Below are 25,363 nucleotides of genomic sequence, written 5' to 3'. Positions count from 1 at the left end.
CCCTCGGGGGTCGGCCCACCAGATCGAAGCGAGGCACAGGCATGGACACTGCACGCGAGATACCGGACTCCGTCCGCCCGGGCCGCCCGGGCCGAAGGCCCATCACCGGGCGCGCCTTCCGTACCACCGTCCCCGCCGTCGCCGCGTGCCTGCTGCTCGGCGCGTGTGGCGGTGGCGGTGACGACAAGGCGGCCAAGGACGCGGACACCTCCACCGTGACGCCCAAGACCGGCGGCACGCTGACCGTGGCGATGGCCAGCGATATGCGCTCGATGGACCCGTTCGGCGCGCTGAGCAACTCGTATACCGACAACACCCGGCTCAACACGGTCTACGACTCGTTGTTCTGGCACGAGGCCAAGACCGGCAAGGTGATGCCGCAGATCGGCGAGAGCCTGACCCCGGACCCGGGCGCCGCGTCCTGGACGCTCAAGCTCAAGCCGAACGTCAAGTTCTCCGACGGCACCCCCTACGACGCGGCGGCGGTGAAGTTCACCTGGGACGAACACGCCGCACCGGCGCGCAAGTCGTACCAGGCGGGCACCATCGCGGCGGTCAAGGCGACCGAGGTGGTCGACCCGACCACGCTCAGGATCACCCTGAACGGCCCGAACGCCAACTTCGACCACATCGTCGCCTCGAACCTGGCCTTCATCGTCTCGCCGACGGCGTACAAGAAGGATCCGACCGGTTTCGCCCGCAACCCGGTCGGCGCCGGCCCGTACACGTTCAAGGAGTGGACCAACGGCGACCACATGACCTTCGTCAAGAACCCCACCTACTGGCAGGGCGCGGCCAAGCCGTACGCGGACACCGTGGTGTTCAAGATCATCCAGGACAGCACCCAGGCCCTGGAGACGGTGTTCTCCGGCAGCGCGGACCTCAAGGTCTCGGTCAACGCGGAGGACCCGGTCAAGGCCAAGCAGAAGGGCCTGGAGACCAAGGTCGTCACGATCATCGGCGGCGAGTCGCTCTTCTTCAACAACAAGCGTGCGCCGTTCGACGACGTCCGCGCCCGCCGCGCCGTGCAGCTCGCGCTCGACGCGAACGAGGTGAACAAGATCTCCTTCAGCGGCAACGGCACGCCCACCAAGAGCATCTTCCCGCCGGACAGCCCGCTGGTGGAGCCCGGTACCGAGACCGTTCAGTCCACCGACCGTGCGGAGGCGCAGCGGCTGCTGAACGAGTTGGCGGCCGAGGGCAAGCCGCTGGACTTCACCTATTCGATCCCGCAGAACGCGAACGCGCAGCGGACCGCCGAATACATCATGACCTCGCTCCAGGGCCTGAAGAACGTCACCGTCAAGCTCGCCCCGATGCCGATCGCCGCGTACCAGACGGACATCGTGATCAACAAGAACTACCAGGCGGCGATGTTCAGTTACTACCTTTCGGACGCCGAACCCGGCCTGTACGTGAACCTCTACAGCACCAGCCCGAACAACTACCTCCTGTACGCCAACCCCACGGTCGACCAGAACCTGGACAAGGCCCGCACCACCAACGATCCGGCCCAACGCAAGGCCGCGTACACGGCGGTCGCCGCCCAACTCAAGCAGGACGCCCCCCTGTGGACCTACCAGTCCTCGGTGGTGACCGCCTTCCACCGCTCGGCGGTGGTCGGCATGGTCCTGACCAACGACGGCATGGTCCTGATGGACCGCATCGGCCTCAAGGGCTGACCGGTACCGATCCCCGGGCCACGCCCGGGGATCGGGGATCGCACTTGAGTCTCCACCGTCCTGGTCGCCGGAGACCCGCGTGCAGTCCGCGCCGCTTCCGCCCCGCCGACGCATCGGCGCCGCCCTGCTCGCGGAACACCGTCGGGCGGTCTCGGGCCGACGCCCGAACGCGAAGAGGGTGGTGGACGTGTGTTCGTCCACCACCCTCGTTCAGCAGGCTCCGATCAGCGGATCGGCGCCGTGGTGCCGGTTCAGCCGATCAGGACGCCCTCGCGGTCGCCGTCGGCGTCGGGCTTCGGGGTTTCCTCGTCCGGACGTTGGGCGAGCTTGCTGGGCCACCAGATCTTGCGGCCGATGTCCAGGCCCAACGCGGTGACCAGGACCGAGCGCACGATGAAGGTGTCCAGCAGCACGCCCAGGGCGACGGTGAAGCCCATCTCGGCGAACGAGACGATCGGCAGCGTGCCGAGCACCGCGAACGTGGCGGCCAGCACCAGGCCGGCCGAGGTGATCACGCCACCGGTCGCGGACAGGCCGATCAGCACGCCGCGCCGAGTGCCGTGCTTCTTCGACTCCTCGTGCACCCGACTCATCAGGAACACGTTGTAGTCGATGCCCAGGGCCACCAGGAAGACGAACACGAACAGCGGGAAGCCCACGTCGGTGCCCTTGAAGCCGAGCAGGTGCTCGAAGGTGAACACGCTGATGCCCAGCGCCGCGGCGAAGGACAACACCACGGTGGCGATCAGCACCAGCGGGGCGATCACCGCGCGCAGCAGCAGCCCGAGCACGATCAGCACCACGAGCAGGATGAGCGGGATGATCACCTTGTCGTCGTGCTCGGACGCCTTGGCCACGTCCATCTGGGTCGCGGTGCCACCGCCGACCTTGGCCGCGCCGTCCGGAACCGCGTGCATCGCGGTGCGGACCCGCTTGACGGTGTCCTTGGCCGCCGCCGAGTCGGGCGACGCGCTCATCACGCCCTCGATCTGCACCCGGCCGTTCGCCGCGCCGGTCTGCCGGACGCCGTCGGGAGCGATCCCTCGGGTCGCCTGGAGCGTCTGCATCAGCGCGGTCGCGGCCGACTCCCGGCCGATCACCACGATCGGGTCGCCGGAGCCCGCCGGGAAGTAGCGCTCGGAGATCTCCTGGCCGGTGATCGACTGCGGCTTGTTGGTGAACGAGTCCTTGTTGGCGATGCCGTCACCGTTGAGGTTGCTCAGGCCGATGGTCATCACGCCGAGAATGACCGCGGTGACGATCCACACCAGGCGCGGACCGCGGGAGATCTGCCGGCCGACCTTGGCCCACAGGCCGTTCTCGTCGTGCGTGATCGCGTCCGGCTCGTAGGCCGGGCGGATCGGCCAGAACACCCAGCGGCCGACGATCACCAGCAGCGCGGGCAGCAGCGTGGTCATCGCGACCAGGCCGACCAGCACGCCGAGCGCGCAGACCGGGCCCAGGCCCTTGGTGGACTGCATCTCCGCGGCCATCAGGCACAACATGCCCACGCCGACCGTCGCGGCACTGGCCACGATCGCCGGTCCGGCGCGGAACAGCGCCGCCGCCATCGCCTCGTGCCGATCCTCGTACCGGTGCAGTTCCTCGCGGTATCGCGCGATCAGCAACAACGCGTAGTCGGTGCCCGCGCCGAAGATCAACACGGTCAGGATCGCCGCGCTCTGGCCGTTGACGACCAGACCGGCCTTGGTGAACAGGTACACCACGGCTTGCGCGGTGAACAGCGCCGCGACCGCCGAGATCACCGGGAGCAGCCACAACACCGGGCTGCGGTAGGTGAACAGCAGGATCAACACGACCACGCCGAGGGTCGCGTACAACAGCGTGCCGTCGATGCCCTCGAACGCGGCGGCCTGGTCGGAGCCGAGACCGGCCGGGCCGGTGACGTACGCCTTGAGCCCGTCCGGATTGTCCTTCAGGCTCTTCTTGATCTCGTCGACCGCGTCACCGAGGTCGTTCCAGCCACCGTCCTTGATGGTGATCGGAACCAGGACCTGGGCGGCCTTGTTGTTGGGTTCGAACCTCGGTTCCTCGACCTTGTTCGTCACGCCCTTGGCGGTGGCGAACCTGGCCCGGTCGTCGGCTATCGCCTTGGTGTCGTCCGGCGACAGGCCGGCGGTCCGCTCGTAGACCACGACGGCGGGCACCGTCGTGTCCGGGCGGAAGTCCTTCTGTTCGTTGATCACCTTGGTGGACTCGGCCTCGGCGGGAAGCCACGACGAGACCTCGTTGTTCTGAGCGTCGGTCAGCTTGGCCGAGAGCGGCATTGCCACCACGAGCAACACCAGCCACAAGGCCAGCACGACCCACTTGGATCGACGGCCGCACGGCAACGCCGCGAGCGCCTTGATCCGGTTCATGTTTCCCCCAGCTAATGGGCTGATTCCAAGGAAGCAGCGGTCGATCGACGATGGGTCGGTTCCGCGCCAGACCCCGCGACCGGGCGTTCGGAACCGTCCGCGACCCCGCCCGGGGCCAACCGGTCGGTGTCGAAGTTGCTGTGTTTCATACAGGAGTTCGGACTGCGCGGCGCCCCGAAACTCATCGCTTGCCGGCGGTCCGATGGCGGATTGTCCTGGATGGACGGTCCCACCGTCCACCGATTAACGCCCAGTTGCGTGCAAGGCGGGTTAATACCCGGTGAACTCACCGAATCGATAGGGGTGATCGGCAATCACACGACGACGCGGGCCGGTTTCGGGGAGCCTTCCGCGCCGCCGATCACCGCCGACCGACCCGTCGGTCAGGCGTGCTCGGCCGTGCCCGTCCCTCCCTGGTCGTGTTTCGGGTTCCGGGGCAGCACGGCCAGGCCGTCCAGGAATCGTTCGAGGACGAACTCGAACCGCTCGTTGATGTGCGGTGTGGTGAGTTCGCGCGCGGTCGCCACCAGATGCGGGTAGGTGTCCGCCGGGAAGGCCGCGATCGTGTCGCCGATCGCGGTCACCGCCTCGCGGACGGGCACCCCGGCGACCACCGCCGCCGAGATCGGCCGCTGCTCGCCGTACACGAACCCGGTCACCAGCGTGCTGAGCCCGTAGGTGATGTACGCCGCGTCCTGCCGGCTGAACCCGGCCCGATCCAGCATGGCGAGCTGATGCTCCATCACCGCGGCCATCCCGGGACCGGCCGGGAAGCGGCCCATCAGCACCCGCACCGAATCCCGCCGCCGATTCAGGAACGCACGGAACGCCCAGGCCAATTCGCGCAGTTCGATCCGCCAGTCGCCGCGGATGGGCGGCAGCGCGGGCACGCCGAGGCCGAGCAGCCCGTCGGCGAGCAGGTCGAGCAGTTCCTCCTTGTCCCGCACGTGCCAGTACAACGACGGGGCCCGGACGCCGAGTTCGGCCGCCACCGAGCGCATCGACAGGGCGTCCAGGCCGTCGCGCTCCAGCACGACCAACCCCGCCCGGACCAACGCGTCGAGGGTCACCGCCGGCCGCCGTCGTGCACCGTCCGCCGGCGCCCGGCCCTTGCCCGTCATGCCCACTCCTCGTCGTCCACTCCGGCGAGCGTCGCCGCCGAGCCCGTGCGGTCAATCCTCCAACGCATTCAGGTCATTCGTCTTCCTCATTGAGGCGGTTGTGCCCGGGGATGCGAATCAATCCCCTTGCGCCGATGCCCACCGGAGTGCAATCTAACACCGTTAGACAGTCACTAACACTGTTAGGGAGAGGTTATGGCACCCGATTCCCCCGGTCCGATACCGGGACCCGAACCCCCGCCGAGCACCCCGGGCGGCGCACCGACGGCCGCCCCGGCGCAGGCCGGCGCGCCGCGCAAGGGCCTGATCCTGGCCACCCTGTGCATCGCGCTGTTCGTGGCCATGCTCGACAACGTCGTGGTGTCCAACGCGCTGCCCAGCATCGACCGCGACCTGGACGCGGGGGTCAGCGGACTGCAATGGGTGATGGAGGGCTACAGCCTGGTCTTCGCCGCGTTGCTGCTCACCGGCGGCACCCTGGGCGACCGCTACGGCCGGCGCCGGGTCTTCCTGATCGGCCTCGGCGTGTTCACCGCGGGTTCCATCGCCTGCGCCCTGGCCGGTTCGCTCCCGGCGCTGATCGCCGGACGCGCGATCCAGGGCGTGGGCGGCGCGCTGTTGTTGCCCGGCAGCATGTCGATCATCCGACACGTGTTCACCGACGAGCGGGAGCGGGCCCGCGCGATCGGCATCTGGTCGGGCGTCTCCGGCGCCGGGCTCGCGCTGGGTCCGGCGATCGGCGGTCCGCTGGTGGACGCGTTCGGCTGGGCGAGCGTGTTCTGGATCAACGTGCCGGTCGGTGTCGCCGGGATCCTGGTCGGCTCCTGGGTGCTCCCCGAATTCGCGGAGCGCCGCGGCCGATTCGACCTGCCCGGACTGCTGCTGGGGGTACCGGCCGTCGGGGCGCTGGTGTTCGCGCTGATCGAGGGCCCGGCCCAGGGCTGGACCTCGACCCGGGTGCTCGGCGCCGCCGCACTGGCCGCGGTCGCGCTGATCGCCTTCGTGGGTGTCGAACTGCGGGTCGCCCAACCGATGCTCGACCTCGGCTTCCTGCGCGACCGGGTGATCGGCGCCGCCATCTGGGGCGGCTTCGCGGTGAGCTTCGGGATGTTCGGCGCGTTGTTCTTCCTCGGTCTGTACATGCAGGACGTGCTCGGGTACACGCCGACCCGGGCGGGCTTCGCGTCGTTGCCCTCGACCTTGGCGATCATAATCGCGGCGCCGATCTCCGGGCAGTTGGCGGGCCGGATCGGGCCGCGTGTACCGCTGGTGACCGGGCTGACCCTGTGCGGGGTCGCGCTGGGCGGACTCTCCTTCTACGGCAAGGACGCGTCCTACCTCGAATTCTTCTGGGTCCTGCCGTTCCTCGGCGCGGGCATGGGGTTGTGCTTCACACCGATCTCGGTCGCGGTGATGTCCCGGGTCGAACCGGCCCGCGCCGGGATGGCCTCGGCGGTCACCAACACCGCGCGCGAACTGGGCGGCGTGGTCGGCATCGCCGCACTCGGCGCGGTGCTCACCGGGCGCCTGTCGAGCCGGTTGACCGAGCTGTTGGCCGACGAACGGGTCCCTGCGGACGACGCTCGTCGCATCGTCGATGCCAGTACGTCGGGCGGTGGTGGCGGCATCGGGCATCTGGGCGCAGCGCCCGCCCCGGTGCGCGAGGCCGCGACGACGGCGTTCATGGACGGCCTGCATCTCGCGCTGTGGACCGGCTCGGCGATGTTGCTCGGATCGGCGGTGCTGGTGGCGTGTCTGATGCGGGATCGACCCGAGATCGTGGTGGGCGACGCGGTGGGCTCGCCGGCGAAGGTCGCGGCCTGAGCGGGTGGGGGCGCCGGCCGATGCCGGGAACGGGCTTGCTCGGGGCGCCCGTTCCCGGCGTGGCGAGTGTCAATACAGGCTCGCCATCGCGCCGCGCACCTCGCGCAGGGTCGCGTCGGCCACCGCGTTCGCCCGCTCGTTGCCCGCGTGCAGGACGCGCCGGACCTGGCCGAGGTCGCGCGCGTACTCGGCCCGGCGCGCCCGGATCGGGGCCAGGAACTCGTTGACCGCCTCGGTGACGGTGCGTTTGAGCGCGGCGGCGCCCGCCGTACCGATCTCCCGCGCGACCAGGTGCGGGTCCCGGTCCTGGCACAGCGCGGCGAGCAGGACCAGGCCGGAGACCTCCGGGCGGGTCTCGGGGTCATAGGTGATGTGCCGGTCGGCGTCGGTCCTGGCGCCCCGGATCAGCTTTGCCGTCTCGTCCGCCGTGGCCGCGAGCGCGATCGAGTTGCCCCGGCTCTTGCTCATCTTGGTGCCGTCCGTGCCGAGCAGCAGCGGCGCGGCCGACAACAGCGCCTCGGGCTCGGGGAAGACGGGATGTCCGCCGGTCGGGTAACGGTCGTTGAATCGGCGGGCGATGGTGCGGGTGAGCTCCAGATGCGGCAACTGATCCTGGCCGACCGGGACCACGTTGCCCTTGCAGAACAGGATGTCGGCCGCCTGGTGCGCGGGATAGGTGAACATCAGCCCGCTGACGGCGGCCTGTCGCGAGTGCGCGATCTCGTCCTTGACCGTCGGATTGCGGCCCAACTCGGCGACCGAGACCAGGCTGAGGAACGGCAACAACAGTTGGTTGAGGGCCGGGACCGCGCTGTGCGTGAAGATCGTGGTCCGGTCCGGGTCGATCCCGACGGCCAGGTAGTCCAGGAGCAGGCCCTCGACGTGCTCGACCAGGTGGTCCGCGACGTCGCGGTCGGTGAGTACCTGATAGTCGGCGATGATCAGGTATCCCTCGACGCCGAGGTTCTGCAGGCGCACCCGGTTGTCCAGGGTGCCGAAGTAGTGGCCCAGGTGCAGGCGCCCGGTCGGGCGGTCGCCGGTGAGCACCCGAAAACGCTCGGGCGCACGGCGAATGCGCTCTTCGAGCAGCGCGCTCCGGGCCTGCGCGGCGGTGGTCTCGATCACACCCGCCGCCTCGCCCGGGTCGATCGTGGTGGTCGGCGCGCTCGTGGTCGTGGTTCGGGCGGTCGCGTCGCCCTCGATGTTCGGCGTGATGGTCATGATGTCTTCTCCCGATCGATGGGGTGGGTCGCCGTCCCGACGGCGCCGTCCCCGGATCAGGGCATCAAAAAAGGGCCGTCCGTCCGAACGACCCTGGTCATGCACGAATGGTGGTCGCTCCTAAGTGGAGCGCCACCAACTGCGACCGACTACGTCTACCTGCTGCATGCCTCCACCATAGCGCCCGTCCCCGCCATCCGGACGGCTTGCCCGCACCTTCGCCGAACAGGGCCGAACTCGGCGCATGTGTCCGGTAATCGCCTGTCGCGCCGCGCGCCTTCCGGTCTACCGTGGCAACATTCCGGCGGGCGACGTCGCGCCTGTCCGCCCGCGCCCGCCCCGACGGGTCGAGGCCGAGGTGCGTGCTTCGCCCGCGCCGGGATCCGCGTCGGCCGACGACCGGTTCGCCCGGGCCCGACGCCGACGCTCGGGCAACTCCCTTGCCCCCACGTCCGATCGCCGACTGCGGATCGGCGCTCGAGCGGGAAATCCGCCCGGACCGAAGTGAATAGCCCTGCGGAGGACCTTTGGGGAGGTGCCCCTCCGCGGTGCGGCGGGCGAGGCGGGACGTGGCGGATTCACCGCGCTCCGCCTCGTCGGGCCGAGTCGAACAATTGCCGTGTTTCCCGACAGGATCCCCCGAAATCCTGTTCTGCTGCGCCGCCCGATCTCCCCGGCCGAGCCCCTCATCTGCGGGGCTTCCGCCGAAAACGGCCCATCGCCCTTCCCGAGGGCGCTACCGTCGCTGTAAGGACCCGATGCCCACACGCTCGATCCGTCCACGCTGCCGACCCTCGGGCGGCGGGTCCGGAACACCCGCCAGGAAAGGCCCACCGCCGTGCCGCACCCACTGCTCGACGCCATCGACACCGCACAGGATCCCGCCGATTTCCTGCGCTCGATCGGAACCGTGCACACGACCTTCGGCGACCAGGACTCGGGTGCGGTCTCCTACGGTGTGCGCGTCGAGGGCAACTGGTTCGTCAAGACCGGCCCCAACGCCGCGTCCGCGCTGTGCCTGCGCCGCGCGATCGACCTGCACGCGCACGTCCGGCATCCGGCGATCGTGCCGGTGCTGCACTCGTTCAGCGCCAACGGCGTGCCGGTGACGGTGGGGCCGTGGCGCGCGGGCGAGGTCTTGTACCACTCGACGCTCAAGCGCGCGGGCAAACAGTTGCGCACCGGCGCGGCCTCGCCGCTCGCCCGCTTTCGCGCCCTGCCGCTGCACGACGTGCACGCGGCGCTGGACGCGATCCTGGACGCGCACCGCCTGATCGACGCGGCCGGTTACGTCGGGGTGGACTGGTACGACGGCTGCGTGCTGTACGACTTCGCCGCCCGCCGGGTACACCTGATCGATCTGGACGAGTACCGCAGCGCGCCGTTCGTGCTGGACACCGCCCGGCTGTCCGGGTCCACCCGCTACATGCCGCCCGAGCACAGCCGCCGCGGCGCGCTGGTCACCCGCGCGGGCACCGTGTTCCTGCTCGGCCGCACCCTGCGCCTGCTGCTGGACGCGGGCGACGAGGAGCGGGCCTGGCGCGGCACGCTGGCCCAACTCGCGGTGGTGGAGCGGGCGACCCGACGCGACCCGGCCGAGCGCTACCCCAACGTCACCGAACTCTTCGACGCGTGGAGCGCGGTCGCGCCCGCGGGCCTGCTCTCCGGCACCCACCGGGTCTGACGCGGGGCGCGTCCCGGGCCGTCAGCGCTGCCGCCCGCCGAACAGCTCGTCGCGGGCATCGTCGAGGGCGGTCAGCACGGCGCCGTCCAGAATCGCGTTGCCGGGGACGGAACCCGCCAGCACCCGCGTGCTCAGCGGCGTCGCCTCGGCGAGTCGGGCCTCGACCCGATCGGCCAGCGCCGTACCACCGGCCCGTCCGGTCTCGCCGCCCAGCACCACGCAGCCGGGGTCCAGGATGACCGCCAGCGCGGCGGCCCCGACCACGACCCGGGCGGCGAGTTCGTCCAGGAGCGCGGCGCCGGCTCCCGTGTCCTGCCCCGCGTCGACCTGTTCGGCCGCCGCCCGCACACATTCCTCGGCGCTGCCGGTGAAGCCGTGCCCGGCGGCCAGTTCCTCGATCGCCAGGCCCGAGACCAGGGTGTGGAAGCCGCCCGAGCAGTCCACCCGCGAGGGCCGGTGGCCGGTGCCCGGGACCGGGAGGAAACCCAGTTCGCCGCTGCCGCCGGAGGCGCCCCGCCGCAGTCGGCCGTCCAGCATCACGCCCGCGCCGATGCCCTGACCGAGCCAGACCAGGACGAACGTGTCCAGGTTCCGGGCCGCGCCGAGGCGTTGTTCGGCGATACAGGCGAGGTTGGACTCGTTCTCCAGGAGCACCCGGCCGCGTTCGCGGAGCGCGGCCACCAGGGGGGCATGCCAGCCGGGCGGGAAGCAGGACGAGCGCAGGTTGCCGGAGGCCGGATCGACCAGGCCGGGCACGCCGATGCCGAACGTGTGCAGCGTGTCGGCTCCGGCTCGGGCGGCGGCGTCGTCCAGCAGCCCGAGGATGTCGGCGAGGGCTCGGGCCGGGTCGCGGTCGGCGGGGATGGCGAGTGCGCCGGTCGCGACGGTGCGGCCGGCCAGATCGGCGACGGCCAACTCGACGCCGCCCACGCGCACGTCCAGTCCGGCGATGTGGGCGCGTTCCGCGACGATGCCGTACAGGCGTGCGTTCGGGCCGCGTTGGCGTTCGCCGGCCTCGCCGACCAGGTGGATCAGGCCCGCGCCGCCGAGGCGTTCGACCAGATCCGCGACGGTCGGGCGGGACAGCCCGGTGAGGGTCTTGAGCTGGGAGGCGGTCAGCGGGCCGTGTTCGATCAGCAGATCCAGGGCCAGCCGGTCGTTGATCGCGCGGGCCGTGCTCGGCGTCGCGGTGCGGAGCGCTGTCGCGGAGGGGGCGGTTGTCGCGGCCCGGGCGGTGGTCATGGCTACCGATCCTCGCAGACTCTTTCTTTCAGGAACCCTGCCTGATAATTTATCGCACCATGACGCAGACTTCCACGTCTCATGACGCCATCGGTGCGCCCGATGCAGCATCTTCGAAAGTCGAGGCCGAAGTTGGGGCCGGAGCCGGGCTCGGGGTCGGGGCCGACGGCGGGACCGAAGCCGCCGAGGCGGGTCGGGCCCGGGTCGCGGCGAGCCTGATCTTCGCCGTGCACGGCGCGGTCGGCGGCGGCTTCGCCTCCCGGTTGCCGTGGCTGCAGGAACACCTCGACCTGAGCCCGGGCCAACTGGGCGTCGCCCTGGCCGCCCCCGCCGTCGGCGCCTCGCTGGCCATGCCGGTGGCCGCGTCGCTGGTCCACCGGCACGGCGGCCGAACCGCGTTGCGCTGCCTGATCGCGCTGTGGTGCGCGGTGCCGCTGCTGCCCACCTCCGCCCCCGGCCTGCCGTGGCTGTGCGCGGCGTTGCTGGTGTACGGCGTGGGGGCGGGCATGTCCGATGTGGCGATGAACACCCAGGGGCTCGTGGTCGAACAGCGGGTCGGCCGCTCGACATTGCCGCTGCTGCACGGGATGTGGAGCGCCGGCGCGCTGGTCGGTGCGGGTCTGGGGGCCGCCGCCGCGTTCGCCGGGCTCGATGCCCGCGTACACCTGGCCGGCCTGGCCGTACTGCTCGCCGCGGTGGGCTGGATCGCCGGCCGCAACCTGCTCGACGCGCGTCCCACGGCCGGCGCCCCGGCCCCGCGCCGCTTCACGCTGCCGTCCCGGGCGGTGCTCGCGATCGGCGCGGTCGGCTTCTGCGCGGTCTTCGCCGAGGGCGCCGGGGCGAACTGGAGCGCGGTACACCTGCGGGAGGTCGCGGGCGCCTCCCCCGGCGTCGCGGCGCTCGCGTTCACCGGCTTCGCCTGCACGATGACCGTCGCCCGGCTGCTCTCCGGCCGGGTCGTGGACCGGTTCGGGGTGGTCCGAGCCGTTCGGGGCGGCGCGGTCCTGGCCACGACCGGCGCGGTCCTGGTCGCCACCGCGCATTCCCCGTGGCCCGCCGCGATCGGCTTCGCCCTGCTCGGCGTGGGCGTGGCCGCGGTCCTGCCGCTGACCTTCGCCGCGGCCGGACGGACCGGCCAGGACCCGAGCCAGTCCATCGCCGGCGTGGCCACGGTCACCTACACGTCGGGCCTGCTCGCCCCCGCCATCGTCGGCGGCATCGCCGACCACGCGTCGCTGGGCGTCTCCTTCGCGGTGGTCGCCGTACTCGCCGCGATCCTGATCCCCACCGCCCACCTGCTCGACCCGTCACCGAGGGCACCCGCCCCCGAGCCCGGCACCCCGGCCACCCCGGGCCCGGTATCCGCGACAGCCCCCACCACCGGGTCCCCCTCTCCGGCCGGGCGAGCCGTGATCGGCACATCCCCCTCGGGCGCGGCGACCCTGGTCTCCCCCCTCCCGCCGGAGCACCGATGAAACCCCGGGCACACACCACCGCCACCGCCCGAACCCGACCCACCGACGGAAACAACCTCGTCCGATCGGTCGGGAACGCACCGACCACGGCCTCCCCGCTCCCACCGGAACACCGAAGAGACCGCGGGCGGGCACGGCCACCACCACCCGAACCCGGCCGATCCGACCGGCCCCACCCACCGGCATCGGCGACTCTTCGGCGGCGTCGGGCGGGAACAGGGCGACCTCAGCCCCGCCGGAACACTGACGGCCCCCACGAGCACGACCGCTGCCGCGCGAACCCGGCCGATCCGATCGGCTCGACCCCCGGCAGGGGCGGCTCCGTCCGGTCGGCCTCGGTCGGGAGTGCGCGGCAGCGGCAGTGGTGCGAGGAGTCGGGTCAGTTCAGGGTCTTGACGAGTTCGGTCGCCAAGGGAGCGGCCGAGGACGGGTTCTGGCCGGTGTGCAGGTTGCGGTCCACGACCACGTTGGGGGACCAGGGGGTGCCCTCTCGGAAGTCCGCGCCGAGGGCGATCAGGCGGTCCTGGAGGAGCCAGCCGGCCCGGTCCGCGAAGCCGGCCTGGGTCTCCTCGGTGTTGGTGAACGCGGTCAGTCGGTAGCCGGCGAACGGCGAGGTGCCGTCGGGGCGTTCGGCCGCGAGCAGCGCGGCCGGCCCGTGGCAGACCACGCCCAGCGGCTTGCCCGAGTCGAGCGCCGCGGTGAGCAGCGCCCCGGAGGCCGCGTTCACCGCCAGGTCCTCCATCGGCGCGTGGCCGCCCGGATAGAAGACCGCCGCGTAGTCGGCGAGGTCGACGTCCGCCAGGTCGATCGGCGCACGCAGTGCGGTGAACCGTTCCAGCCCGGCGGTGACCGCGGCCAGGCCGTCCGGCCCTCCGTTCACCTCCGGCGCCAGGCTCGCCGCGTCGACGGTCGGGGTCACGCCGCCGGGTGTGGCCACCACGACGTCGTGGCCCGCCGCGCTGAACACCTCGAACGGCGCGACGGCCTCCTCGGCCCAGAAGCCGGTCGGATGCCGGGTGCCGTCGGCCAGCGTCCAGTGGTCGGAACCGCTGAGCACGAACAGGATTTTCGCCATGGGTCTTCTCCCAATCGCATCGGCCGGTCGCGGCCGGTGGTCGCGCCGTCGGACTCGAACGTAGATCGCCCACCCATCGGCATTCAAATAGGCTCTCCACCATGAGCCATGATGATTCCGATGGGTCACGGCTCGCCGAATCGGCCTCGATACCGGATCCGGCCGGCCGCGGGCCCCTGGATCTGACGCTGCTGCGTACCTTCCTGGCGGTGCACCGCGCCGGCTCCTTCACCGGCGCCGCCCGCGTACTGGGTCTGTCCCAGCCCACGGTCACCACCCAGATCCGCACCCTGGAGCGCCGATTGGGCCGGGCGCTGTTCGAGCGGTTGCCTCGCGGCGTGGCCGCCACGCCGATCGCGGACGACCTGGCCATTCGGGTCGCGGACCCGCTGGACGCGCTGGCGGAGGTGGCCGATCGTGATCGATTCGGCGCGGACACCCCGGCCGAGCCGGTGCACATCGCCGGTCCCGCCGAGGTGCTGTGTGTGCTGGTGTTGCCGGTACTCGCGCCGCTGATCGAGCGCGGCGTATTGCTGCGGATCTCCCCGGGGCTCACCGACGACCTGCTCGACGGGTTGCGCGCGGGCCGGTACGACCTGGTTCTGGCCACGACCCGGCCGCGCGGCCGCACGCTGGCCGCCGTCCCGCTGATGGACGAGGAGTTCGTACTGGTCGCGGCGCCGCACTGGGCCGAGCGCATCGGGCCGGATCGGGTCGCCGCCGAGGGCCCCGCCGCGCTGCGCTCGGTACCGCTGGTCAGCTATGCCGAGGACCTGCCGATCGCCCGCCGCTACTGGCGCCACGTGTTCGGCACCCGGCTCACCGAACGGGCCGCGATCACCGTCCCGGACCTGCGCGGCGTGCTGACCGCGGTGGTCGCCGGCGCGGGCATGACCGTGTTGCCGCGCTACCTGTGCGCGGGCGAGCTCGCGTCCGGCGCGCTGGTGGCGCTGCTCACCCCGGACGACCCGCCGATCAACACCGGCTACCTGGTCCGCCGCGCGGGCACCGCGGGCCACCCGCACGTGATGCTGGTCCACCAGCACCTGGTCCGCGCGGCGCGGACCTGGTGATCCGCGATCGGCCCGTCGCGGGGCCGCGTGTCCGGATCCGCACGGTCGATCCCCGCGCCCGAGTCCGCGCGTCGCGATCCACCCGCTCGCTCCGCGCGCCCGCATCCCCCCACTCGGGACCGCGCCGGCCGGTCAGGCGGTGTCCGCGACCGCCGTGGTGAGTTCGGCGAGCAGATCCGGTCCGCTCCACTGCCGGGCCTGTCCCGCCGGCGCGGTCTCCGCCTCGCGGATCAGCGCGATCAGACGCGCGTTGGCGGGCGCGGTCAGCCCGTTGCGTTCGGCCATCGCGAGTATCTCGCCCTGCACACTGTCCACCTCGGTACGCCGGCCCCGTTGCAGGTCCTCCCACATCGACGAACGCGCCTTCGCGTCGATCCGCAGCGCGGACCCCGCCAACCGACGAAACAGCGGATCGGGCAACCCGAGCAGTTGCCGATTGCGCGCGGCCGAGCCGGGACCGAGCTTGGCCGGTCGGATGCCCTCGGCCCGGAACGCGGTGAGCGCCTCGCCCTGGCACAGCGCCAGGCACGCCCGATAGTCGCGCTGTCCGAGCTGATCGCGCAGCGGCAGGCCGGACAGCGCGTTGATCGCGTTGTTGAGATTCATCAGCAACTTCGCGTGCTGCACCTCGGGCATGTCCTCGCGGACCTGGACCGGGATGCCGGCCTCGGCCAGCACGTCCACGAGCGGGATGGCCCGGGGATTCGCGTCGATCATCAGCGCGCCGGACGTGCCCTGATGGAACACCGCGGGCTCGGTGCGCAGCACGTTGTACGGGACCATGCCGGCCAGCACGGTATGCCCGGGCAGCGCGGCCCGCAGCACGGCGGGGTTGCGCACGCCGTTCTGCAGACTGACCACGATCGCGGCCGGGCTGAGCCGACCGGCCAGCTCGCGGCCGGCCTCGGCGGTGGCCGCGGACTTGACGGTGACCAGCACGAAGTCGGCGCCGGCCACCGCGTCCGGCGTCCGGGCCAGGGTCAGCCGCTCCGGTTCGACCACGGTCGGGGGACGGCCCGCGCCGGTGACGGTCAAACCGTCCGCGAGTGCGTCCAGGACGGTGGGGCGGCCGATCAGGGTGATGTCGGCGAAGGCGGCGAGCCGACCACCGAGCTGGCAGCCGACGCTGCCGGCGCCGAAGATCGCGATCCGGGGTCGGGGCCGCGAACGTGGAGCGGGTTGGGACATGTACGGCCTCCGCCTACGGATGCAAGAGCCAGGGATCAATCCGCAAGCGTACGTCCCCCGGCCCGCACCTGCGTTCGAGGCGCCCGGCGCCCGGTCTCCGGGCATTCGGGCCCGCCCGGTCGTCCCCGCTCGCGTGCGGTCGCTTGACCCTGTCGCCGGCGGCAGGGTTGCACGATCACGGCATGACAAACCTCGATGACACCGGCTCCCATCCGCCCCGCGTCGTCCTGATCACCGGTGCCGGTACCGGTATCGGTCGGGCCGCCGCACGCGCCTTCGCCGCCGAGGGCGCGCACGTGATCGCCGTCGGGCGCCGCACCGAACCGCTCGCCGAGACCTCGGCGGGCCACGACCGGATCACCCCACTCGCCGCCGACCTCACCGCCGCCGGCGAGGTCGAGCGGATCGTGGGCACCATCGCCGAGACGCACGGCCGGCTCGACGTGCTCGTCAACAACGCGGGCATCGTCGGCACCGGCCACCTGGGCGGCTACACCCGCGAGAGCATCGACCCGCTGCTCGCCACCAACCTGATCGCCCCGGTCCTGCTCACCCAGGCCGCGCTGCCGCTGCTGGAGGCCGCCGGCGGGGTGGTCGTCAACGTCACCACCTCCGTCGGGCAGCGCGCCTGGCCGGGCAACTCGCTCTACGCGGCGACCAAGACCGCCCTGGAACTGCTCACCCGAAGCTGGGCCGTCGAACTCGCCCCGCGCGGGGTCCGGGTCGTCGCGGTCGCACCCGGCGCGATCGACACTCCGATCGGCGAGCACCAGGGCTGGACGCCCGAACAACGCGCCACCATCCGCGCCTGGCAACTCGCGCACACCCCGATGGGCCGAATCGGCACACCCGAGGAGATCGCCTGGTCCATCACCACCCTCGCGTCCCCCGGCGCCTCCTTCATCACCGGCGTGGTCCTGCCGGCCGACGGCGGCGCGGTCGTCTCCTGACCCCAGGCACCAACACAGCCACCCTCCCCTTCGCGGGAACGGCACCAGGCACGAACCCACTCACAACCGCGGACGCAGACGCGGGGGCAGAAGCGGACGCGGGGGCGGACGCGGGGGCGGGGGCAGAAGCGGACGCGAAGGCGGACGCGAAGGCGGGGGCAGACGCGGGGGCAAACGCGGGGGCAAACGCGGGGCAAACGCGGGGGCGGAGGCGGGCGCGGAGGCAGACGCGGGGGCGGAGGCGGGCGCGGAGGCAGACGCGGGGGCGGAGGCGGGGGCGGGCGCGGAGGCGGGGGCGGGGGCGGAGGCGGGGGCGGGCGCGGAGGCGGGGGCGGAGGCGGGGGCGGAGGCGGGGGCGGAGGCGGGAGTGACGGCATGCGGGGTGGGGCGTGATAGGAGTGGTCGGGAGCGGAGGTGTCCGGATGCGGATCGGTGAGCTGGCGGCGGCAACCGGGACGACGCCGCGTGCGTTGCGCCACTATGAGCAGGCGGGGTTGATCGAGTCGGCTCGGTCGGCGAACGGGTATCGGGTGTACGACGAACGGGACGTGGCCCGGGTCCGGTCGATCCGCGAACTGCTCGGCGTCGGGCTCACCCTGGACGACGTACGCGCCTTCCTCCCGTGCCTGGACGCGGGCGTCGACGTGGCGGCGCGACCGCCGTCCGCGACCGCCGTACGGATCGCCCTGGACCGATTGGCCGTACTTGACGCCCGGATCGCCGCCCAGACCGAGGCCCGGAACAACCTGGCGGCGGCACTGCACCGAGCCGGCGTGGACCGCATCCGCCCAGTGGCCTGACCCCGCCCACCGTCCACGCGACACCACCCGTCCGGGAGACCCGCAGCCGACACCCGGGCCGGGCCGGGCCGCGCGTTCCGTCCGGCCCCGGAGCCCCCGGTCGACACACAAACCAGCCCAGCCGCACGCCTTCCGCCGCCACCCGGGAAACCCGCCCCGGCGCGCAAACGGAGCCGCAACACGCCCGTTCCCCCGCCACCCGAGAAACCCGCGACCGACGCACGCGGCTCCCCCTTCCGCTCGGCCCGCCCAGCCCGCCGCCCGTTCCACCCTCACCGCGAAACCGGCGGCCGGAGCGCAAACAGAGACAAAGCGCCCGGTCCTCCGCCACCCGAGAAACCCGCGACCGACGCACGCGGCTCCCCCCTCCCGCTCGGCCCGCCCAGCCCGCCGCCCGTTCCACCCTCACCGCGAAACCGGCGGCCGGAGCGCAAACAGAGACAAAGCGCCCGGTCCTCCGCCACCCGAGAAACCCGCGACCGACGCACGCGGCTCCCCTCTTCCACTCGGCCCGCCCTGTGCGTCGCCCGTTTCACCCTCACCCGAGAAACCCCAACCGACACACGAACCGGCTCGCCCCCGCCACCCGGCCCCGCCCTACGCCCGCACGCCGTCCGTCCCATCGCCCCCGGGAAGCTCGTCGCCGATCGGCGGAGCGGGCCGCAGCGTGCTCGTTGCGTCGCCGCCCGGAAGGCCCTTGGCCGGCAGGCCCATTCGCCTGCGGCGTACGTTTCCACCGGAGGCCGGTGCATGTGGTGTGGTGTGGGTCAGGGGCTCGTCGGGGTCGACCTGGTGTGTTGGGTCAGGGCTATGCAGGCCAGGACCGCGAGGGCGGCCAGGGGCATGGCGGGGGTGAGTGTCTCGTCGAGGATCAGCACGGCCCAGAGCAGCGTCAACAGGGGCTGGCCGAGCTGTAGTTGGCTGGCCGCCGGAACGCCGATCACGGCCATGCCCCGGTACCAGCCGACGAAGCCGAGGAATTGCGAGATCGCCGCCAGGTACAGCAGGCCGCCCACGCTTCGCGCGTCCGGGTGGAGCGGCTCGGTGGCCAAGCCCAGTGCCGCGACCAGAGCGGTGGCCGGGGCCGCGAACACCACACCCCACGCGATCACCTGCCAGCCCGGCAAGTGCCGGGCCAGCCGCCCGCCTTCGGCATAGCCGGCCGCACACAACACCAGTGCGGCGAACAGGTACACGTCCGCGAGGCCGACCCCGCCGCTGCTCTGCTGCACGGCGAACGCGAACACCACCACCGCGCCCGCGACCGCCGCCGCCCAGAAGGACCGACTCGGCCGTTCACCGGTGCGCAGCACCGAGCAGACCGTGGTAGCCAACGGCAGCAGACCGATCACCACCGCCGAGTGCGCCGTCGAGGAGGTCTGTAGCGCGAGCGTGGTCAGCAGCGGGAAGCCGAGCACGCAGCCGACCGCGATCACCGCCAGCCCGAGCCGGTCCGCCCGCGCGGGCAGCCGTGCCCGCACCGCGAGCAGCGCCGCGCCGGCGAACAGCGCCGCGAGCAGTCCGCGCAACCCGGTGACCGTCCACGGGCCGAACCCGCCCAGGGCCCACACGGTCGCCGGAAAGCTGAGCGAGAAGGTCACGATCGCGAGCGCCGCGAGCGCGGTACCGCCGACCGCTATCGACGCCGGCCGAATAGCGCTATCCTGTACTGTCATGAATCAGAGTAGCGGTACTGTCGATCTTGTCGCCATCCTGCGTCTGGAATTGAACCGCTACTCACCCGGCGAGAAGCTGCCGTCCAGCCGCTCGCTGGTCGACCGGCACCGGGTCAGCCCGGTGACGGTCTCTCGCGCGATCGCCACGCTCGCCGCCGAGGGGCTGGTGATCTCCCGTCCCGGAGCCGGCGTCTACCGCACCGCGCCCGGCCGCCCGGCCGCGCCGACGGGCGACACCTCGTGGCAGGAGGTGGCGCTCAGCGCGGAGCCGGGCCTGCCCCCGCAGCGCAGCCCGGACGCGTCCGGCGTGTTGTCCGCGCTCGCGGCGGCCCCGCCCGAGGTGGTCGATCTCAACAACGGCTACCTGCACGCCTCGCTGCAACCCGAACGCGCGCTCGCCGCCGCGCTCTCCCGCGCCGGCCGCCGCCCCGGCGCCTGGGAACGCCCGCCGATCGAGGGCCTGCCGGAGTTGCGCGCGTGGTTCGCCCGCGACATCGGCGGCACGGTCTCCACGTCGGATGTGCTGATCACCGCCGGCGGCCAGAACGCGCTGACGACGGCGCTGCGTTCGCTGGTCGCGCCGGGCTCGCCGGTGCTGGTGGAATCGCCGACCTACCCCGGCGTACTGGCCGTCGCGCAGGCCGCCGGGCTGCGGCCGGTGCCGGTGCCGATGGACGCCGACGGGGTGCGTACCGATCGGCTCGCCGACGCGTTCGCGGCCACCCGGGCCCGGGCGTTCGTCTGCCAGCCGGTGTTCCAGAACCCGACCGCGACGGTGCTCTCGGCCGAGCGCCGCGCCGAGGTGTTGCGGATCGCGCACGAGGCGGGTGCGTTCGTGATCGAGGACGACTTCGCCCGCCGCCTCGTGCACACGGACGCGCCGGCGTTGCCCGCGCCGCTGGCCGCCGACGATCCGAACGGCGTGGTGGTGCACATCCGTTCGCTGACCAAGTCCACATCGCCGAGCCTGCGGGTCGCCGCCCTCAGCGCGCACGGCCCGGCCTTCGAGCGGCTGCGCGCCGTACAGGCCGTGGACAGCTTCTTCGTGCCGCGTCCGCTCCAGGAGACCGCGCTGCAACTGGTCGGCGCGCCGGCCTGGCCGCAGCACCTGCGCACGCTGGGCGCCGCGCTGCGCGATCGGCGCCGGGTGCTGGCGGACGCGCTGAACCGACTGCTGCCCGGACTGCTGCCGGACCGACTGCCGTACGGCGGCTACCACTTCTGGTTGCGGCTGCCCGACGGGCAGGACGTCGGGGCGCTGACCTCGGCCGCGCTGCGCGCCGGGGTCGCGGTGACGCCGGGACCGGGGTACTTCACCGCCGAGCCGCCGGCTCCGTACCTGCGCGTCGCGTACTCCTTCGCCGAGGGCCCGGAGCGACTGATCGAGGGCGCCGAGCGCCTGCACCGGGCCTTCACCGGGCCGGGCCGACCCCGCGATATCCAGGGACCGGCGATCCCAGGCTGAACACTCCGCTCCTCGGCGGCGCGCCGGCATGGCAGCGTTCGAGGCACCGCCGCGACCGGACCCGCCGCCTCGGGTCCGGTCGGGCGAATCCCCTCCGGCCGAAGGAAGGCTTCGCCATGCCCGTGTCCGCCCGCCCGCCCGATACCGACGTCGACGGCGCGGGCCCAGGCCGGAGTCCGCGCCGTCCCGGTGTCGCCCTGGCGCTGCTCGCCTTCGCGAGCCTGATCACCTCGCTCGACTACAACATCGTCTACGTCGCGCTGCCCGACATCGGCACGGGAGTCGGCTTCTCCGCCCGGACCCTCCAGTGGGTGGTCAGCGCGTACGCGGTCGCCTTCGGCGCGTTCCTGCTGCTCGGTGGCCGGATGGCCGATCTGCTGGGCCGGCGGCGGATGTTCGTGCTCGGCCTGACGCTGTTCGCGGTCGCCTCGCTCGCCGGCGGTCTGGCCCGCGAACCCGGCCTGCTGATCGCCGCCCGCGCCGTTCAGGGCCTGGGCGGCGCGTTCCTGTTCCCGGCCACACTGTCCCTGGTCAACACCACGTTCGCCGAGGGCCGTGCCCGCAACCGCGCGCTGTCGGTGTGGGCCGCGACCGGCTCCGGCGGCCTGATCCTGGGCTCGCTGCTCGGCGGTGTGCTCACCCGGACGCTCGGCTGGGAGGCGGTGTTCTTCGTCAACGTCCCGCTCGCCGGCGCCGCCGCACTGCTCGCCTTCGTCGCGCTGCCCGCCGACCCGGCCCCGGTCGCCGGTCGGCGCTTCGACGTATTCGGTGCGCTGACCGCGACCCTGGGCTGCACGCTGATCGTGTTCGCCCTGGTCCAGGGCCCCGAATCGGACCGGACCGACCCGCGCCCGCTCGCCGGCGCCGCGCTCGGCGTCGTGCTCCTGGCGGTGTTCCTGATCGCCGAGGGGCGCAATCCCGACCCGCTGATGCCGCCGCGTCTGCTGCGCGGCCGCAACCTGGGCACCGGGATGGCGGTGACGTTCCTGTTCATGGCCACGCTCGGCACGCTGCCGTACTTCCTCACCGTCTACTTCCAGGGCGTACACGGGTACGGCGCGTTGCGCACCGGCTTCGCCTTCCTGGTCCCGATGGGCGGCGGGTTGGTCGGCTCGCTGCTCGGCGGCCGGTCGGCGACCCGATTCGGGGTACGGTCCACGCTGCTCGTGAGCCTCACGGTGAGCGCGGTCGGCGTGTCGGCGACCGGCCTGGGCATCTCCGCGAGCGCCTCCTATCCCGACCTGGTACCGGGGTTGCTGATCTTCGGACTCGGTCAGGGCGTCGCCTACACCACGATGTTCGCCGCCGCCGCGACCGGGGTGCCGGGCCACGAGCAGGGCGTCGCGTCCGGAATGGCGTCCACCGGTCAGCAGGTCGGCGGCGCGATGGGGCTCGCGGTGCTGGTGGCGATCGCCAACTCCGGTACGGACGGGAAGACCGGCGAGGCCCTGCGGGTGGCCACCGCACACGGCCTGCGCACCGCGGTGTTCGCCGCCGCGGCGGGCGCGGGCGTGGCGGTGCTCGTCGCGCTGAACTTCCGACGGGTGGATCGGGCGCCCGAGGACACCGCCGCGGCGGCGGGCGTCACGTCTTGAGGATGCGGTCGGCCGGCACCTCGAAGATGATCTCCAGGCCGTCCTCCTCGTCCATCTGCTCGCCGACCTCGACGAAGTGGAAGCCCCGGATGGTGGCGAGCGAGGCCGCGTTGTCCGGGGTGATGGTGACCCGCACGATCCGCACGTCGGGCTCGTGGGCCGCCCGCTCCAGCAACGACCGCAACATCGCCCGGGCATGGCCGCGGCGACGCGCCTCGGGTACCACGGTGTAGCCGATCTCCACCATGCCGACCTCGTCCGGCGGCCCGTGGAATCCGGCGTAACCCACCACCGCGCCGTCCGGCTCGGACACCGCGGCCCGGGCCACCCAGGGCGCGCTCTCGGGTTCGGCGGTCACCTGCTCGAAGCGCCGCCGCCACAGGCCGCGGGCCTGGTCCGAGACGAAGAACTCGGGCAGTTCCAGGCCGGTTTGGTAGCGCGCCTCGGCCAGGTCACCGGCGAGCAGGGCGCTCAGCGGCCGACCGACCAGGTAGACCCAGCGAATCCGCTGCCCGAAAGCGCCCTCGGGGCGAGCGGCGGAATCGGCGGGCGGATCGGACGGCGGGCGCGAGGAATCGTCGAGGTGTTCGGTCATCGTCGGATCATCGGCGACCATCCACCGGTCGTCCAGCGCATTTCCGCCGGCCCGGAGCGGTTCGCCCGATCGGCTCCGGCGCCTTTCGACCCCTCGATCACCGTGCCGACCCGCCACCGAAGGGTGGCCGACCTGCGAATTCATCCGGTCGACGGCCGTTGTTGGCGGTACGGACGAGTCGCATGGGTTTTCCAGCCAATACCGTGCGCATGCCCCCCAACCAGTCCGGCGCCGGAGAACCACCATGTGTCAGCAGCACGACGACGACTGCGATCAGCCGCCCGTCACCCCCCTGTCCGGACCCGCCCGACGGGCGTTCCTGCGCTCCGCCGCACTGGCCGGTGCGGGCGTCACCGTGGCGGGTGCGGTGGTCGCCTCCCCGGTCGCCGCCGCGGGCGCCGACGACGCGGCCGGTGCCGCGGCGGCCGATTCGGCGGTGGACGCGCAACATCTGCCGGCGTGGCGTCCGGACGGCGACAGCCGCCGGTTCACCATGGTCGTGATGCCGGACACCCAGTACCTGTTCGACGAGCCGAGCATCACCAGCGCCCCGATCGAGGCGTCCTTCCGATACATCCTGGAGCACGCGCGCGAGGACAACATCGTCTTCATGTCGCACCTGGGCGACCTCACCCAGAACGGCCGCAAGGCCGAATTCGACGGGATCGGCCGGGCGTTCGAGATGCTCGACCGCAAGGGCGTCGGGTACAGCGTGCTGGCCGGGAACCACGACATCGATTCCAACACCGACGACCGGCGCGGGCGTTCGCCGTACCTGGACACGTTCGGGCCGCAACGGTTCCGGGGCAAGCGCTCCTTCGGCGGGGCGACTCCGGACGGCTACAACACCTACCACCTGTTCCGCGCCGCGGGCCGCGAGTGGCTGGTCCTCGCGCTGGACTGGCGGCCCTCGCCGGCCGGCATCGCGTGGGCGAAGAAGGTGATGGCCGACCATCCGCACACGCCGGTGATCCTGACCAGCCACGAACTCGTCTCGGCCGACCGGCCGGGCCAGGAGGCGGAGTTCTCCGAGCACGGCGGACACCTGTGGAACGACCTGATCAAGGGCAACGACCAGATCTTCCTCACGCTCAACGGCCACTACTGGCCGGCCGGTCGCACGACGAAGAAGAACGACGCCGGCCACGACGTGCACCTGCACATCACCAACTACCAGAACCGCTACTTCGGCGGCGCCGCGATGATCCGGCTCTACCACTTCGACCTCGACCGCAACACGATCGACATCGAGACGCTCTCGCCGTGGATCCTCGGCCGACACAGTCGCGGTCTCAACGACCTCGAACGCCGCGAGATGGAATTGACCGGCCCGGAGGACTACTTCTCGGTGCCGATCGACTTCGACCGGCGCTTCGAGGGTTTCGCCCCGATCCCGCAGCGCGCGGCCCGTCCCGCCCAGCGCATGGTGATCCCCGGCACGCTCGCCTACTGGCGCTTCGACGGCCCCCAACGGGACGGCGAGTCGATCCCCGGCGGGCGGCGCTTCCCCGACCTGTCCGGGCGCGGCAACGACCTCACCCTGGTGTCGGCTCCGGGCGCGGCGCCCGGTTCGGTCAGTTGGTCCCATCAGTTCCACCCGGATCAGCCCGGGCATGGCAGCATCCGACTCGCCGGCGGCAAGTCGCCGCTGCGCGGGGGCCATCTCCAGACCGCGAACAACGCGCCGTTGAACACCGCGACGTTCCGCTCCGGCTACACGATCGAGGCGTTCTTCAAGCTGCCCGCCGACTGGGACGGGGGCCGGGACGCGTGGTCGGCGCTGCTGAGCCGCTGGGGCATGAGCGGCGAGGCACGCAAACAGGGTGATCCGCAGGAGCCGGTGGTCACGCTGAGTCTGTCCGGCGGTCGCGAACTCCAGTGGTGCGTCTATCCGTTGAACAGCGACGGGTCGGCCACCAACTGGAGTCACGAACTCCGGTCGGACACGTGGTGGCACGTCGCCGTCGTCAACGACTCCCGGCAGACCACGATGTACGTCGACGGTTGTCCGGTGGTCCGCAATCCGACGGCCCGCTCGATCGGCCTGACCACGCTCAACCTGCCCTGGATGCTGGGTGGTTACGCGTACGACGGCAAGCTGGACCAGACGCTCAACGCCTGGGTCGGCGACGTCCGGATCGTGGATCGGGCACTGCGACCGGACGCGTTCATGACCGGCCGCTGAGACGCGCGGGCGGCGGCGAAAGCCACGCGGCCGGGTCGGATCCGAGGCGACGTCGCCCTGCCGGCGCACCCGTGGCAGGCCCGCGACGTGTTGGCGAGGCCGGGTGTCGCCGCCCTCCTGGAACGTGGTCT

18 protein-coding genes are annotated in these 25,363 nt (G+C 72.2%); 10 read left to right on the top strand and 8 right to left on the bottom strand.

The genetic code is table 11. The features are described 5' to 3' along the window. Window positions 1-41: 41 nt before the first annotated feature. Window positions 42-1,682 carry an ABC transporter substrate-binding protein gene (locus ABZ374_RS39400; protein WP_360321231.1) on the top strand — a complete coding sequence of 547 codons (1,641 nt, stop codon included), beginning with the start codon at window positions 42-44 and terminating at the stop codon, window positions 1,680-1,682. A 251-nt stretch (window positions 1,683-1,933) separates the two neighbouring features. Here the strand turns inward: ABZ374_RS39400 and ABZ374_RS39395 are convergent, their stop codons facing one another. Next, window positions 1,934-4,063, bottom strand: a complete 2,130-nt coding sequence (locus ABZ374_RS39395) for an MMPL family transporter (RefSeq protein WP_360321228.1) — start codon at window positions 4,061-4,063, stop codon at window positions 1,934-1,936. A 383-nt stretch (window positions 4,064-4,446) separates the two neighbouring features. Next, window positions 4,447-5,184 carry a TetR/AcrR family transcriptional regulator gene (locus ABZ374_RS39390; RefSeq protein WP_360321225.1) on the bottom strand — a complete coding sequence of 246 codons (738 nt, stop codon included), beginning with the start codon at window positions 5,182-5,184 and terminating at the stop codon, window positions 4,447-4,449. A 195-nt stretch (window positions 5,185-5,379) separates the two neighbouring features. On the opposite strand from ABZ374_RS39390, the gene ABZ374_RS39385 reads away from it, so the two are divergent. Continuing rightward, window positions 5,380-7,008, top strand: a complete 1,629-nt coding sequence (locus ABZ374_RS39385) for an MFS transporter (protein WP_360321222.1) — start codon at window positions 5,380-5,382, stop codon at window positions 7,006-7,008. A gap of 69 nt (window positions 7,009-7,077) precedes the next feature. Here ABZ374_RS39385 and trpS read toward each other — a convergent pair whose 3' ends face one another. Next, entirely contained in the window at window positions 7,078-8,229 is a 1,152-nt protein-coding gene (trpS, locus tag ABZ374_RS39380; RefSeq protein ID WP_360321219.1) for a tryptophan--tRNA ligase, read from the bottom strand. A gap of 838 nt (window positions 8,230-9,067) precedes the next feature. On the opposite strand from trpS, the gene ABZ374_RS39375 reads away from it, so the two are divergent. Beyond that, window positions 9,068-9,913, top strand: a complete 846-nt coding sequence (locus ABZ374_RS39375) for a serine/threonine protein kinase (RefSeq protein ID WP_360321216.1) — start codon at window positions 9,068-9,070, stop codon at window positions 9,911-9,913. A gap of 21 nt (window positions 9,914-9,934) precedes the next feature. Here ABZ374_RS39375 and ABZ374_RS39370 read toward each other — a convergent pair whose 3' ends face one another. Then, complete coding sequence (locus ABZ374_RS39370) at window positions 9,935-11,155, bottom strand: ROK family transcriptional regulator (RefSeq protein ID WP_360321213.1); 1,221 nt, start codon at window positions 11,153-11,155, stop codon at window positions 9,935-9,937. Window positions 11,156-11,214: 59 nt separating this feature from the next. On the opposite strand from ABZ374_RS39370, the gene ABZ374_RS39365 reads away from it, so the two are divergent. Next, window positions 11,215-12,630, top strand: coding sequence for an MFS transporter (locus tag ABZ374_RS39365; protein WP_360321210.1), 1,416 nt, complete (start codon window positions 11,215-11,217; stop codon window positions 12,628-12,630). Window positions 12,631-13,009: 379 nt separating this feature from the next. On the opposite strand, the gene ABZ374_RS39360 is transcribed toward ABZ374_RS39365, so the two are convergent. Beyond that, window positions 13,010-13,705 carry a type 1 glutamine amidotransferase domain-containing protein gene (locus ABZ374_RS39360; RefSeq protein ID WP_360321207.1) on the bottom strand — a complete coding sequence of 232 codons (696 nt, stop codon included), beginning with the start codon at window positions 13,703-13,705 and terminating at the stop codon, window positions 13,010-13,012. 101 nt (window positions 13,706-13,806) lie between these two features. On the opposite strand from ABZ374_RS39360, the gene ABZ374_RS39355 reads away from it, so the two are divergent. Further along, the gene (locus tag ABZ374_RS39355) at window positions 13,807-14,778 is read left to right on the top strand and encodes a LysR family transcriptional regulator (RefSeq protein WP_360321204.1); all 972 of its coding nucleotides are present in this window, start codon (window positions 13,807-13,809) and stop codon (window positions 14,776-14,778) included. Window positions 14,779-14,910: 132 nt separating this feature from the next. On the opposite strand, the gene ABZ374_RS39350 is transcribed toward ABZ374_RS39355, so the two are convergent. Continuing rightward, window positions 14,911-15,966 carry a 2-dehydropantoate 2-reductase gene (locus ABZ374_RS39350; RefSeq protein ID WP_360321201.1) on the bottom strand — a complete coding sequence of 352 codons (1,056 nt, stop codon included), beginning with the start codon at window positions 15,964-15,966 and terminating at the stop codon, window positions 14,911-14,913. 182 nt (window positions 15,967-16,148) lie between these two features. On the opposite strand from ABZ374_RS39350, the gene ABZ374_RS39345 reads away from it, so the two are divergent. Both ABZ374_RS39345 and ABZ374_RS39340 read left to right on the top strand, forming a co-directional pair. Beyond that, the gene (locus ABZ374_RS39345) at window positions 16,149-16,916 is read left to right on the top strand and encodes an SDR family oxidoreductase (protein ID WP_360321198.1); all 768 of its coding nucleotides are present in this window, start codon (window positions 16,149-16,151) and stop codon (window positions 16,914-16,916) included. Between the two features lie 422 nt (window positions 16,917-17,338). After that, window positions 17,339-17,716 carry a MerR family transcriptional regulator gene (locus ABZ374_RS39340; RefSeq protein ID WP_360321195.1) on the top strand — a complete coding sequence of 126 codons (378 nt, stop codon included), beginning with the start codon at window positions 17,339-17,341 and terminating at the stop codon, window positions 17,714-17,716. 767 nt (window positions 17,717-18,483) lie between these two features. Here the strand turns inward: ABZ374_RS39340 and ABZ374_RS39335 are convergent. Next, the gene (locus ABZ374_RS39335; RefSeq protein WP_360321192.1) at window positions 18,484-19,392 is read right to left on the bottom strand and encodes a DMT family transporter; all 909 of its coding nucleotides are present in this window, start codon (window positions 19,390-19,392) and stop codon (window positions 18,484-18,486) included. On the opposite strand from ABZ374_RS39335, the gene ABZ374_RS39330 reads away from it, so the two are divergent. Next, window positions 19,391-20,857 carry a PLP-dependent aminotransferase family protein gene (locus ABZ374_RS39330; protein WP_360321189.1) on the top strand — a complete coding sequence of 489 codons (1,467 nt, stop codon included), beginning with the start codon at window positions 19,391-19,393 and terminating at the stop codon, window positions 20,855-20,857. The two genes, ABZ374_RS39335 and ABZ374_RS39330, sit on opposite strands and share 2 nt — an antisense overlap. 116 nt (window positions 20,858-20,973) lie before the next feature. Next, the gene (locus ABZ374_RS39325; RefSeq protein WP_360321186.1) at window positions 20,974-22,452 is read left to right on the top strand and encodes an MFS transporter; all 1,479 of its coding nucleotides are present in this window, start codon (window positions 20,974-20,976) and stop codon (window positions 22,450-22,452) included. Here the strand turns inward: ABZ374_RS39325 and ABZ374_RS39320 are convergent. Beyond that, window positions 22,442-23,047, bottom strand: coding sequence for a GNAT family N-acetyltransferase (locus ABZ374_RS39320; RefSeq protein ID WP_360321183.1), 606 nt, complete (start codon window positions 23,045-23,047; stop codon window positions 22,442-22,444). The two genes, ABZ374_RS39325 and ABZ374_RS39320, sit on opposite strands and share 11 nt — an antisense overlap. Before the next feature lie 244 nt (window positions 23,048-23,291). On the opposite strand from ABZ374_RS39320, the gene ABZ374_RS39315 reads away from it, so the two are divergent. Further along, window positions 23,292-25,232: a LamG-like jellyroll fold domain-containing protein gene (locus ABZ374_RS39315; protein ID WP_360321180.1), complete on the top strand. Its 1,941-nt coding sequence runs from the start codon at window positions 23,292-23,294 to the stop codon at window positions 25,230-25,232. Window positions 25,233-25,363 lie beyond the last annotated feature (131 nt).

The organism is Embleya sp. NPDC005971, assembly GCF_040629175.1.
GTDB lineage: Bacteria > Actinomycetota > Actinomycetes > Streptomycetales > Streptomycetaceae > Embleya.
Note: the sequence above shows the minus strand (reverse complement) of the source record. Positions and strands in the feature narration are given on the sequence as shown.